Origin of the sequence: Novosphingobium sp. (assembly GCF_036820275.1) — a bacterium.
Taxonomy (GTDB): Bacteria; Pseudomonadota; Alphaproteobacteria; order Sphingomonadales; family Sphingomonadaceae; genus Novosphingobium.
This window is the reverse complement of sequence record NZ_DAISLT010000024.1, coordinates 44,935-57,399: the sequence shown is the minus strand read 5'-3', so window position 1 is coordinate 57,399 and position 12,465 is coordinate 44,935. Positions and strand designations below refer to the sequence as shown.

The window sequence follows — 12,465 nt, the reverse complement described above, 5'->3', positions numbered from 1 at the left end:
GCCCTGAGGCATGGGAGAGTTCGACTATATCGTCGTGGGCGGCGGTAGCGCCGGTTGCGTGCTGGCGAACCGGCTGAGCGCAGACCCGCGCCGCCGCGTGCTTCTGCTGGAAGCGGGCGGCAAGGACGACTACATCTGGATTCGCGTCCCGGTGGGCTATCTCTACTGCATCGGCAACCCACGCACCGACTGGTGCCTTTCCACCGAAGCGGAAGCAGGCCTGAACGGACGCAGCCTGCGCTATCCGCGCGGAAAAGTGCTGGGCGGCAGTTCCTCGATCAACGGCATGATCTACATGCGCGGGCAGGCGGCCGACTACGACCATTGGCGACAGGCGGGCAACCCCGGCTGGGGCTGGGACGAAGTCCTGCCTTACTTCACCCGCGCCGAGGACCATTACGAGGGCGCCAGCGCCTTCCACGGTAGCGGCGGCGAGATCCGGGTGGAGAAGCAACGACTGCGCTGGGAAATCCTGGAAGCCTTCCGCGAGGCCTGCACGCAGCAGGGCATTCCCGAGGTCTCCGACTTCAACCGGGGAGACAACGAAGGCTCCGGCTTCTTCCAGGTCACGCAGCGCCGGGGCTGGCGCTGGAGTGCATCCGACGCCTTCCTGAAGCCCGTGCGAAGCCGCGCCAACCTCAAGGTCGTGACCGGCGCCACGGTCGACCGTGTGCTGTTCGAGCAGGGCCGCGCCGCAGCGGTGGTCTATGCGATCGGCGGCGAACGGAAGACTGCCCGTGCCTCGGGCGAAGTGGTGCTTTCGGCAGGCGCCATCGGATCGCCCGCCATCCTCGAACGCAGCGGCGTGGGCGCGGCGGCCCGGCTTTCCGGCCACGGCATCACGCCGGTGCTCGACCTTCCCCAAGTCGGCGAGAACCTCCAGGACCATCTGCAACTGCGCTGCGCCTGGCGCGTCACCGGCGTTTCCACGCTCAACCAGCGCGCCGCCAATCTCCTCGGCAAGGCGCGGATCGGTCTGGAATATGCCCTCAGCCGCAGCGGGCCGATGGCGATGGCACCCAGCCAGCTCGGGATGTTCACCCGAAGTCATGCGCGACATGCCACCGCAAACCTGGAGTATCACGTCCAGCCGCTCAGTCTCGAAGCGTTCGGCGGCGCGCTGGACCCATTCCCGGCCTTCACCGCCAGCGTCTGCAACTTGCGGCCGGAAAGCCGCGGCAGCACCCATGTCACCGATGCCGATCCCACTTCCGCACCGAGCATCCGCCCCAATTACCTCTCTACCGAGGAGGATCGGATCGTTGCGGTGCAGTCTGTCCGGCTGACACGGGAGATCGTCGCCCGCCCTGCACTGGCCCGCTACACCCCGCAGGAACTGCGCCCCGGCCCCGAATTCGCCAGCGACGAGGCGTTGCGCGAGGCGACGGGCATGATCGGGACGACCATCTTCCATCCGGTCGGCACTGCGGCGATGGGTCGCGTGGTCGATGCGCGGCTGCGGGTCATGGGCGTGGATGGCCTGCGCGTCATCGACGCATCGGTCATGCCGACGATCACTTCGGGCAACACCAATGCACCGACGATGATGATCGCGGAAAAAGGGGCGGAAATGATCCTGGCCGATGCCCGATAAGCGGCAGCTCTGGACGCCTTACGCCAGCAGCGCGCGGGTGCGGGCCACCACTTCCACGAGGTAGTCGCGCGCCGCCTCCACGCCGAGTGCGGCCTGCGGCAGGGTCATGTCCAGCCCGAGCGTCTTGCCGCGCGGCAGGGCATCGACGAACTCGCGCAGCGGCAGGTCGCCCTCCCCCGGAATCAGCCGCCCGCTGCCCGGCTCGTCCCCGCGCACGGCGGCCTCCTTGAGCAGGGCATCGCAAAGCCGGACATGACCGATCAGGGCGGCATCGAGTTCGGCCAGTTGCCGCGCCGCGCCGCCGGAACGGAAGAAGTGCAGCGCATCCACCGTCACGCTCACCCGGTCTCCGCCGATATGGGCGACAAGGGCGAGCGCTTCCGCAAGATTGCGGACCGTCATGATCGGCGAGAACTCGAAGGCGAAGTCCATGTCGCGCGCGCGAGCCATTTCGGCGAGGCGCGCCATGTAGTCGAAGGCCTGCTCGCGTTCGAGGCCGTTGTCGCGTGCGCCGATACGGCGGGTGCCGAGTTCGGCGAAGATGTCCATGTCCGCAGCGTGGTCTTCCGGCGCCAGCGTCGCCGAGCCGTTGATCCCCTCGCCCAGGCCGATGCGCAGGCCGCCATCCGTCAGCGCCGCCCTGACCTCGCGGCGAAGCGCCGCATCGTCCCGCAGCGACCAGGGCGCATAGCCCTCGGGCTGACCGGCGGGTTGCTCCAGCCCCAGCGACACCGCTTTGCATTCCATCTGCGCGGCAAGGCGGACATGCTCGACCGGGCCCATGCCGGCAACCGTGCGCATGTCGATGCCTAGGGGATGTGGCATGATGATAACCTCGTGAACCGTGGAGGGATGTGAAGGCTTCCTGAATAGCCGTCCTTGCCCGCGCCGCGAAGCCTCGATCTCAGGAAAACCACAGTTGGCGCAAGCCGCGAATCCGCTTGACGGCAACGCCCGCCCCGGCGACGGGCAAGGCCTTCATCGACAAGGACAGACTCCAGCCATGATCGCATCCGTTTCCCTGCCTTCCGGCGTCACTTTCGCCAACGACCGGCCTTTCGTGCTGATCGGCGGCATGAACGTGATGGAGAGCCGCGAGGCGGTGATGGACGTGGCCGCCGAATTCGTGCGCGTCACCGGGGACCTCGGCATTCCCTATGTATTCAAGGCCAGCTTCGACAAGGCGAACCGCTCGTCAATCTCCTCGTTCCGCGGCCCCGGACTCGACGAGGGCATGAAGATCCTGGCCGAAGTGAAGGACCGTTTCGGCGTGCCCGTGCTCACCGACGTCCACGAACCCTTCCAGGCCGAGGCCGTAGCCGAAGTCGCCGATATCCTCCAGCTTCCCGCCTTCCTCGCCCGCCAGACCGATCTCGTGGTGGCGCTGGCCCGCACCGGCAAGGTCATCAACGTGAAGAAGCCGCAATTCCTCGCCCCGCAGGAAATGCGCCACATCATCCGCAAGTGCGAGGAAGCCGGGAACGGCCAGGTTCTGCTCTGTGAGCGCGGTTCCTCGTTCGGCTACAACAACCTCGTCGTCGACATGCTCGGCATGGACGAGATGAAGGCGATGGCACCGGTGGTGTTCGATGCCACCCATGCGCTCCAGCGCCCCGGTGGCCGCACGGACAGCGCCGACGGTCGCCGCACCCAGGCCGCCGCGCTCACCCGCGCGGGCATGGCGCTGGGCATCGCCGGACTGTTCCTGGAAGCGCACCCCGATCCCGACAAGGCCCTCTGCGACGGCCCCTGTGCGCTACCGCTGGACCGCCTGCGCGCCTATCTCGAACAAGTCCAGGCCATCGACCGCGTGGTCAAGGCCTTCCCGCCGCTCGACATTGATTAAGGAGCAAGAACGCGGCGTAGACTGTTTGAAAATTCGCTAAATGCGAATTTTGCGGCACCAGCCCACGCTCCCACCCGACCTCCCACGAGTGTATCCTGATGGGAGGTCGGGTGGGAGCGTGGGCTGGTGCCGCAAGAAAATGCCCTCACGGGCATTTTCCAAATAGCTCCTCAGGCGATGCCGCGTTCCTTGAGGATGCGTTCGATCACCGGCTTGTCGCCGGGATTGTTGAGTTCGATCGCGTCCCACGACAGCGGATCGAGCATGACCACCGAGACCGGCAGGCCGAGATCGAGGAAGCGCAGCTGCTCCAGCCCTTCGAGCAGCTCCAGCTCGCAGGGCGCCGCCGCGACATAGCGCTCCAGCGCTTCGCGCCGATAGGCGTAGAGGCCGAGGTGCAGATGAACCGGCGGGAATTTGCGCGCCGCCGCCTCCGCCGGAAGATAGGGCAGCACCCGCTTCGAGAAGTAGAGCGCCCGTCCGCGTCCATCGATCACCGCCGTGGTTCCGCCCACGCGGCCTTCGGCCTGATCCTGCACCAGATGTTCGTAGACCGTGCGCGAGGCGCGCACTGCCGGCGTCGCCATGATCGCCTCGGGGTCTTCGAGCAGGCGCGCCACCAGCGCGGGCACGACACCTGCCGGTGACAGCGGTGCATCGCCCTGGAGATTCACGACGACATCCGCCACCGGGCCGAGCTTCGCAATGGCTTCGGCACAGCGTTCGGTGCCGTTGGCGCAATCGGGAGAGGTCATCACGACCTGCCCGCCGAAGCTCTCCACTTCCGCGGCAATCCGATCGTCGTCGGTGGCGACCCAGACGCCGGCGGAACCGGGTACGCCCATGGCGCAGTCCCAGCTACGCCGGATCAGGCTGCGTTCCTCGCCGGTGGCTCCGGCCAGGCGCACGAGCGGCTTGCCCGGATAACGGCTCGACGCGAAGCGCGCCGGGATGACGATGGCAAAACTGGTCGAAGTCACGGAAAGGTCAGCTCAGCCCTGCGCGGAGGAAGTCGTGCAGATGGATGATGCCGACAGGAATCTGGTTGATCGTGGCGACCATCTCGTCCTCGACCACGGCGCAGTTCGGGCCGTCTTCGCCGACCACGAAAGCGCAGGTGATCTGGGCGTCGTTGAGGAAGCGCAGGGCATCCTCGGCCGCCATGTCGGCCCGCAGCATCTTCGGGCGCGGCGTCATCACTTCGCGCGCGCAGACCTGATCGAGCATCTTGAAGTGGCGGCGCAAGTCACCGTCGGTGATGATCCCGGCCAGACGACCGGCGGGATCGACGACACCGGCGATGCCGAAGCCCATCGAGGTCATGCAGGTGATGACATCGTCCATCGGCAGGTCGAGTTCGACCAGCGGCAGCTTGTCGGCGCCGTGCATGATCTGGCTGACCGAGGCGAGGCGCAGGCCGATCGAACCGCCCGGATGAAGCGCCTTGAGACTCTCGCGCGAGACGCCCTGCATGTCCATCAGCACCATCGCGATCGCGTCGCCAAGGGCAAGTTGCTGCGTGGTCGAACTGGTGGGCGCGATGTTGGCCGAGCAGGCTTCGGTCGCGACGGGCAGCAGCACGCAGACGTCGGAACGGCGCTCGACCAGCGAATCGGCGTAGGAGGTCATGCCGACGACGGGAATCTCACAGCGCTCGGTATGGTCGAACAGCACCTGGAGTTCGGCGGTATTGCCGGAATTGGAGATGGCGAGCACCACGTCGCCCTCGACCACCATGCCGAGATCGCCATGCGCGGCCTCGCCGGGATGGAGGTACATGGCGGGAGAACCAGTGGCGGAAAGCGTCGCCGCGATCTTGCGGGCGATATGACCCGACTTGCCGACGCCGGCAACGACGATGCGGCCGGTGGCACCGGCCAGAAGCTGGCAGGCCTTGGTGAAGCTCGTGCCGAGCGAGGCACCGAGTTCGTCCAGCGTGCGCGCCTCGATATCGATGACTTCGCGGGCGCGAGAGACGATGAAATTGCTAGCCCCGACGGCTATCGGGACAACGGAATTCGGCAACTTTACCCCCCTGGTGGCATGCTTTCGATTGCTGCGCATCGCCTATACCTTGCTTGTCGCAGTGCACAACGCCTGAGTCCTGACATGTATTGTTAGGCATCGGCACAATCCGCGACGTTGTGCTACGCAGCATGGCCAAGTCTGTAAACTCCGCAGGCCGGCCGATTTCCTCCACTTGCCGCAAATCAAGCACAGGCTCCGGCCAGTAGAAAGGCGCTATAGTTGACGGAAATTAATCGTGACATTTTTGCCGCAAGAAATTCGACTGGTTCAGTCCTGCGCGTCTACAGGACGACGCTTGCCGACGCGCTGCCAGGGCTGACCCGCCACTTTCTCGAACCGGTCCCGGATTCCCCAGAGCCAGCCGATGCGGCGCTCGGCAAGGCCGGGCAGGCTCAGCAGATCGCCGCCCAGCCAGGGCAGAAACGGATTGCGCCGCGAATAGGACCAGATCTCGACACGCTCGATCGGCCGCACCGAAGCCCCGCGCGCGTGAAAGCCCAGCGTATCGGCCACGACCAGAGTATTGCCCGGAACCGCCAGCGGCTTGGGTTCAGGCAGCCGCATCTCGGTCAGATCGGCAGCCCTCACTCGCGGCGAACCGCGCGCGGATAGCCGGTCGATCGCGCGCGGATCGGCAAGGCTGCGGCGGTGCTCCCAGTCCAGCCGTTCGCGGGTCAGGCGATGCGACCCCGGCACGAACGTGAAAGGCGCTTCGTCGGCGGTGACGGGATTGAGAAAGAGCCAGGCCTTCAACGAGGAATGAAAGGCATCGGCATGGAGCGATTCCTGCGGATCGGCCTCGTTGCTGGCATCGTGGGTGACGATAGTCTGGATATAGTGCACCGGCCTGATGCGGAAACCGGCGACATATTCGAACAGCGCATTGAGATCGCTGCGATCGAGCAGGCCGCGCAACTGCGGAATCGCCTGCAGCATGGCCGGGTCGATGGCGAGGCGGCGCGTTATCGCATCGCCCTGCCGCATCTCGCGCGCGTCGCCCTCGTAAGACAGGATCGCCGCACGCAAGGCCGCAAACTGCTCGGGCGGGATCACGTTCTCGATCGCGACATATCCATCCCGGTCGAAAGCCTCGCGCCAGTCCGTGCGGACCTTCTTCGCCAGCCGCCAGCGTCGCCACGCACAGAGTGCCCCGGCCAGTCGGACCCTTCCGCGATGAAGACCCAGACGGTTGAGTCGCTGCGAGCCGATCAGGGGATTGTCGAGAAAACTTTTGGCCGATGTCCCTAGCTGAAAGAGCCAGACAGGTGACAGGAGTAGCAATTTTATCGACTTCGGAACTCTCATAGGAAGGGCGCTACCGATTTCCCCGGAGCAGGGCAACAGCCCGCTTGGGAGATCGTCGGCAACGGATTTCGTCTTCTTCGGGGCGCTGAACGGGCTTGGCCGAATAACCGGCTCAGCTTTTCAGGATGAGAAGATTCATGAGGATGGGTTCTTCCAGCGGCTTCGCCCTGGCACTGGCCATCTGCCTTTCAGCGACACCGGCACGGGCAGATGAGTGGGATGGTTCGCCGCCCTTTTCGGCACCGGAAATCCCCGTAGCCGACACCGCGATCGGGCCTTTGCCAATCACCGTATCGAAATGGAATCTCGTCGATATCCCTGCGCCGGCTCCCTCGTCCGCCCTGATCGACCTGACTCCGGCGACGCTTGCCGAGCCCCCCGAAGAAGCGACCGACGCCTACGGCCCCACCCAGCCTTTCTCGCCCGGCAGCCGTCTCGACGGTTCGGGCCATATCCCGCGCGCATACGCCCCCTATCGCGGCGTTTTCCAGCAAGCCGGGACGATCAGGACCGAACTCGCGATCCTGTTCGTCTACATGGGTGCGCAGAGCATTCCCAAGCTGTTCAAGAAAACCGCGCCGTTCCATTTCAAGGACGAAGGCTGGTTCGGCAAGGACACGGCCAACATCGGCATGGACAAGCTCACCCACGCCTTCAACACCTACCTCATCGCCGACATTCTCCATGCCCGTCTGCACCGCAACACGCAGGGTTCGGAAGGCGATGCCGTCACGGCGGGGGTCCTCGCCGCCGGGGTGATGGCGCTCAACGAGATATCGGACGGTATCGAAACCGACAGCGGCTATTCGATGCAGGACATCGCCATGAACTTGACCGGCGCGACGCTCTCCGTGCTGCGCAACACGGTTCCGGGCCTGAAGGACAAGTTCGCCTTCAAGATCGAGATCATGCCGAACGAGCGGATCTACAGCCACGTCGGCAAGAAGCACTACGCCCAGCAACGCTTTCTCTTCGCCCTGAAAGGCGCAGGCTTCGAGGGACTCCAGCGCAGTCCGCTGCGTTTCCTCGATCTCCAGATCGGCTACTACGCCACCGACTTCCTCAACAGCGACCGCGCCAAGGGGATCGAACCCAAGCGCCACCTGTTCTTCGGCCTCGGCCTGAATCTGGGCGAGCTGCTGTTCGGACGCTCGGAGTCCCGTTTCGGCAAGGCAGCCTATTCGGTGCTCGATCACGTCCAGCTTCCCTATACCTCGCTGCGTGTCGACACGCGCGGCGACTTCGGCCATTGGTGACCCTTCGCTCCCCGTTCCGACCCTCAAGGCCCGCCGATCATGAACCGACATCTCACGCCTGCCGTCGAGCAGGCGATGCGCGAGGCGGCGCGTCTCGCCATCCTCCCGCGTTTCGGCACCGCAGGCGCCGCGCCGGTAGAGGACAAGGCCGAGAACCCCGGTGACAGTGAGCCGGTAACCGCCGCCGACCGGGAATGCGAAGCGATCCTGTCCGATCGTCTCGCAGGCCTGATCCCCGGCGCCCATGTCGTCGGCGAGGAAGCCGTGCACCACCGGCCGGAGCTGCTGGATCATCTCGGCTCCGGCACCTGCTGGATCATCGACCCGCTCGACGGAACCGCCAATTTCGCGGCGGGAACCGGCCCCTTCGGCCTGCTTGTGGCCTTGGCGCAGGACGGGATTCCGATCGGCGGCTGGATACTCGATCCGCTGTCCGGCCGCTTCTGCGCGGCGTTCTCCGGTGAAGGCGCAACGATCGACGGTACGCCGTTCCGCACGCCCTCCGCCGAACCGGCACGCCCGCTGGTAGCGGTGACGCGGCTCATTCCCGACAAGGACAGGCGCGCGCGGCTGCTCACAGCTCTCGCCGAAGATGCCGAAGTGCTCGACAGCCCCCGCTGCGCCGCCGACCAGTACCCCCGCATCGCAACGGGCGGCAACCATGCGACCCTGTTCACCCGCACCCTGCCCTGGGACCATGCGGCAGGCGTGCTGTTCCTCAACGAGGCCGGAGGCCGCGCCACCCGCCCCGATGGCAGCCCCTATCGCTGCGACGACCGCCGCGAGGGCCTGATCGCGGCCACCACGGAAAAGACATGGAACTGGGCGGCAGGCCGCCTCTCCGCGCTTGGAGATTCGCTGACCGTGCGGCTAGAGACCACGCGATGACAGTTCCCTTCCTGCGCATCCCGCCCTTCCCGGGCCACCGCGCCGCGGCTCTCGCCGAAGCCTCGCCAAGTCACCACGCGGAGGTCGAAGGCCTCGCCACCGCCCTGCGCGAGGCACGCGTCGGCGGCGCTTATTGGGGAACGGCGGCTTCACTGCCCGAGGGTCGCACTATCGTCGTTTCTGCGGCAAATCCCGAGATAGCCGACGAAGCCACCCGGTACTTGCGTGCGGCCGACCTGGAAACGCAAGCCATCTCGCGCGACCGCCTGCCCGCCGATGCCGATCCCTGGGGCCTCTGCGCCGGAGCCGATCTCGTGATCGCCGGTGCCGACGACGAACTGCTCCTGGTCGCCGCCCTCTGCGGCTGCCGGGTTCAGCCGCTCGGCGCGGGCCGGTTCGCCGCTCTGGGCGACCCCGCCACTCTGGAAGCGACGCTTGCCGCCGAACTCGGACGCTGGACCTACCGCGATCCCTTCACCGGCGACGTGCTAGAGCCGCGACAAGCAATCGCCATGCTCGCCAGCTGGCGCCGCCTGATCGACGCGAACCGTTCCGTCGCCGCCATCTACGGCATCGCGTCGTGGAAGCGCATCACCGCCGACGCCCTGCTGTGGGACGGCTCTGCCCCGGTGCGCCACGCCAAGGCCGCCGAGCTTCCCGCCCCGTTACCCTCCGGGGCCTCGCAAGTGCTCGCCTGGATCGCGCGCAGCGATGCCCGCACCCTGTCGCAACTCGAAGCGCGCGGCGTGCGGATCGGCGAGATCGAGGACGGCATGATCCGTTCGACCGGCCTCGGCGCCAATTGCGTGCCGCCGCTTTCGATCGTCGTCGACGCGCACGGCCCGCACTTCGACCCGGCCCAGGCGAGCGAACTGGAAGTCCTCCTCGAAACCGCAACGATTTCCGAGGACATGCTCCGACGCGCGGCATCCTTGCGCGAACGCCTCGTTTCCGGCGGAATCAGCAAATACGGGCAGGACACCGAACGCCCGGTTGCGTCCAGAGAGAACAGCCGCAAGCAAGTGCTCGTGACCGGGCAGGTCGCAGACGACCGCTCGGTGCTGCGCGGCGGCGGCGGGCTGGACAACCTTGCACTGCTGCGCCGCGCCCGCGCCCATGAGCCGGACGCGCACATCGTCTTCAAACCCCACCCCGATGTCGAGGCCGGCCATCGCAAGGGCCATGTTCCCGATGCCCAGGCTCTGGAATATGCCGACGAAATCGACCGCACCTCGTCGATCGCTGCGCTGCTGGACCGGGTCGATACGGTCCATGTCCTGACTTCGCTGGCCGGGTTCGAGGCGCTGATGCGCGGGCGCGAAGTCGTCACCCACGGCGTGCCGTTCTACGCCGGATGGGGCCTGACCCACGATCTCGGCGCCGTGCCCGCCCGCCGTACCCGCCGGCGCACGCTCGATGAACTGGTGGCGGCCACGCTCATTCTCTACCCGCGCTATCTAGACCCGGTCACCCGCCTGCCCTGCGAGCCGGAAACCCTGGTGGAACGGATCGCGGGGGGACAGGCCGAAGTCCGCTCCGGCCTCATTCGCCTGCGTGAAGCGCAAGGCCGGATCAAGCGCGTGCTGGGGTGGATCATGGGCCGATGACGAGGAGAACTAGCCGACGGAGCAGCCGTCGCCCTCGCTGACTTTCGAACCGTCCGGCTTGTACCAGGTGGCGATCGGCCCGGCCTGCTCGTCGTAATAGCAGACGGAGGACACCCGGTTAGTCGTCGCATCGACGTGGATCGCGTAGTTGCGGGCGCCGCAGTCGTGCTGTTCGCACTGCGAGGCAGCAATGTCGTTGTCCTTGCGCATGACCGGGCCGACCGGCCCCTTTATCGCCGCAATGGCGGCGAGGACCTTGGGATCGGCCACGGCGCGGGACAGGCCTTCCTGCACCACCGGATGCTGGAAGAACGCATAGTCGCCCACTTTGTCGAGCGGGTATTTGCCGACATAGGCAGAGAGGCTGGCTACCGCGCCTGTCGGTGCGGCGGTAACGGCTTCTTCCGTTACGGCTCCCTCCGTGGCCGCAGCGGTGCGCTCGGCAAGAACGGAGGACGGCACCGCGTCGGGCTCGGCACCCTTGTTGCAGCCTGTCAGGCCGCCAAGAGCGAGAACGAGAGCACCGCCCGCCACCAAGGCGCGCCAGTCAGGGTCAAGCATCCGGTATCCTCCGTCACGTTCGACTCCTGTCGAATCGCATTGGAGCATCGCCGGTTCCCGCCGCTACTGCAATCGCGCCAGAGGCGATCAAAGCGTCAGCCGCGGATAGCCGGGCGCAAGCGCATCGCGAAGGACAGCACAAAGGGCCAGAACAGCGTGGCGATCACATCGCCGATCGTATCGTGCCAGGCCCAGGAACCATGCGCGAGCCGGTCGATATACTCGTTTCCGAGTTCGAAGATCACCACCATGGCCAGCGGCCAGTTGGAGCTGAGCTTCTTCTTCATCAAAATTGCGGTGAGAAGCCATATCGTCAGGCCCGCGTAAGTATGCGCGAACTTGTCGGGGGCCGGGCACTGCGCGACGATCCAGGTGATCGCGCGCTCGTATTGGTGGACGAATTCCATGCCGCCTTATGCTGCGCCGCATCACCCCGGTCCAGCCGGAACGCAGCCGTGCGGTGACAATCGGCAAAACCGCCGAAGCCGCAACATCAAGGCGCGGCCGACCTCGGGGCCGCCGCGCCTTGACCTTCTCCCTTCCCTCGGCCTCTTGCGGCACCTGCCTGCAACGCTGGCGTGAAACGCCGTACTGCAGCACCGGGGCCGCCTCCCTGTCGTCAGACCCGCTTGCGCCGAAGTCCGACCGAGGGGCGGTCGATCACGTCGCGCCCCGTATTGCTTACCTTCCCCGAAAGACGATCCGCCCTCATCCAGGAACCAAACCGTCGCCACGCCGTTGCAAAACGGTCGGGGTGAATCCCGGCTTGGATTGGATGAGGGCGAAATCGTCCGCTCGGGGAACCGGGCTATCCTGCATGAGAGCGGCACCGATCATGCTCGGTGTCATCGCGGCGTCTCCTGTCTGCCTGAACGTAGAAAATCGGCTTTGATCCGATCTGCCGCGAACGGGACAAGTTCTTCCCGCAATACCGCCATGAATTGCTTCACGACGCCTTTAATCCTGGCCCTCTTCCCAGTCGGTACCGTCTCTTGCGGCCCGCCTCTCTTCTGTCTGGACACATAGCAGCCGATCAAAGAAATCGGAAGCGATCATTGGCGCAAACGCGCGGAATTCCGTTATTTTGCACTGCGAAAGGAATTCACCATGTCCCGCGATCTCACCAAGACGCTGACGTACTTGTGCCTCCACCTGACGGTCGGCTTCACCGTTGCCTATGTAATGACAGGTTCGCTGGCCCTCGCGGGCGGGATCGCGCTTGTGGAACCGTGCATCAACGCGGTAGCCTTCTGGTTCCACGAACGCGCCTGGAAACGATTCGATGCTGCATCCGCTAACGTCGAGAATCCGGGCTTTCGGGCACTACACCCAGCCTGAGCATCCGTTTGCACCATGAATAACGTCCGCGAATCGGGAACG

Annotated in this window: 12 protein-coding genes; 6 read left to right on the top strand and 6 right to left on the bottom strand. The window is 65.8% G+C overall.

From position 1 onward, the window contains the following. The first annotated feature begins 10 nt into the window (after positions 1–10). Complete coding sequence (locus V7066_RS18065; RefSeq protein WP_334184374.1) at positions 11–1,594, top strand: GMC family oxidoreductase; 1,584 nt, start codon at positions 11–13, stop codon at positions 1,592–1,594. 18 nt (positions 1,595–1,612) lie between these two features. On the opposite strand, the gene V7066_RS18060 is transcribed toward V7066_RS18065, so the two are convergent. Then, positions 1,613–2,419, bottom strand: coding sequence for a sugar phosphate isomerase/epimerase family protein (locus tag V7066_RS18060; RefSeq protein WP_334184373.1), 807 nt, complete (start codon positions 2,417–2,419; stop codon positions 1,613–1,615). A 178-nt stretch (positions 2,420–2,597) separates the two neighbouring features. Here V7066_RS18060 and kdsA point away from each other — a divergent pair, with 178 nt between their 5' ends. Next, the gene (gene kdsA / locus V7066_RS18055; protein ID WP_334184372.1) at positions 2,598–3,440 is read left to right on the top strand and encodes a 3-deoxy-8-phosphooctulonate synthase; all 843 of its coding nucleotides are present in this window, start codon (positions 2,598–2,600) and stop codon (positions 3,438–3,440) included. A gap of 170 nt (positions 3,441–3,610) precedes the next feature. Here the strand turns inward: kdsA and V7066_RS18050 are convergent, their stop codons facing one another. From V7066_RS18050 to V7066_RS18040, 3 genes are all read right to left on the bottom strand, one after another. Continuing rightward, complete coding sequence (locus V7066_RS18050; protein ID WP_334184371.1) at positions 3,611–4,420, bottom strand: 3-deoxy-manno-octulosonate cytidylyltransferase family protein; 810 nt, start codon at positions 4,418–4,420, stop codon at positions 3,611–3,613. Positions 4,421–4,427: 7 nt separating this feature from the next. After that, the gene (locus V7066_RS18045) at positions 4,428–5,465 is read right to left on the bottom strand and encodes a KpsF/GutQ family sugar-phosphate isomerase (protein ID WP_334184370.1); all 1,038 of its coding nucleotides are present in this window, start codon (positions 5,463–5,465) and stop codon (positions 4,428–4,430) included. 270 nt (positions 5,466–5,735) lie between these two features. Further along, on the bottom strand, positions 5,736–6,773 hold the full coding sequence (locus V7066_RS18040) for a phytanoyl-CoA dioxygenase family protein (protein ID WP_334184369.1): 1,038 nt from the start codon (positions 6,771–6,773) through the stop codon (positions 5,736–5,738). Between the two features lie 137 nt (positions 6,774–6,910). Here V7066_RS18040 and V7066_RS18035 point away from each other — a divergent pair, with 137 nt between their 5' ends. Genes V7066_RS18035 through V7066_RS18025 form a run of 3 tightly spaced genes read left to right on the top strand, consistent with a single transcriptional unit; the run spans position 6,911 to position 10,524 of the window. Further along, on the top strand, positions 6,911–8,029 hold the full coding sequence (locus V7066_RS18035; RefSeq protein WP_334184368.1) for a DUF2279 domain-containing protein: 1,119 nt from the start codon (positions 6,911–6,913) through the stop codon (positions 8,027–8,029). Positions 8,030–8,068: 39 nt separating this feature from the next. Beyond that, positions 8,069–8,917: an inositol monophosphatase family protein gene (locus V7066_RS18030; RefSeq protein ID WP_334184367.1), complete on the top strand. Its 849-nt coding sequence runs from the start codon at positions 8,069–8,071 to the stop codon at positions 8,915–8,917. Beyond that, a complete protein-coding gene (locus tag V7066_RS18025) occupies positions 8,914–10,524 on the top strand; it encodes a capsular polysaccharide export protein, LipB/KpsS family (protein WP_334184366.1) in 1,611 nt (536 codons plus the stop codon). Before V7066_RS18030 ends, V7066_RS18025 begins: the two co-directional genes overlap by 4 nt. Positions 10,525–10,533: 9 nt before the next feature. On the opposite strand, the gene V7066_RS18020 is transcribed toward V7066_RS18025, so the two are convergent. Continuing rightward, positions 10,534–11,085 (bottom strand): hypothetical protein, encoded by a 552-nt coding sequence (locus tag V7066_RS18020; RefSeq protein ID WP_334184365.1) that lies wholly within the window; start codon positions 11,083–11,085, stop codon positions 10,534–10,536. Between the two features lie 95 nt (positions 11,086–11,180). Then, positions 11,181–11,492, bottom strand: coding sequence for a hypothetical protein (locus V7066_RS18015; RefSeq protein ID WP_147219515.1), 312 nt, complete (start codon positions 11,490–11,492; stop codon positions 11,181–11,183). A gap of 700 nt (positions 11,493–12,192) precedes the next feature. On the opposite strand from V7066_RS18015, the gene V7066_RS18010 reads away from it, so the two are divergent. Continuing rightward, positions 12,193–12,423: a DUF2061 domain-containing protein gene (locus tag V7066_RS18010; protein WP_334184364.1), complete on the top strand. Its 231-nt coding sequence runs from the start codon at positions 12,193–12,195 to the stop codon at positions 12,421–12,423. Positions 12,424–12,465: the final 42 nt, after the last annotated feature.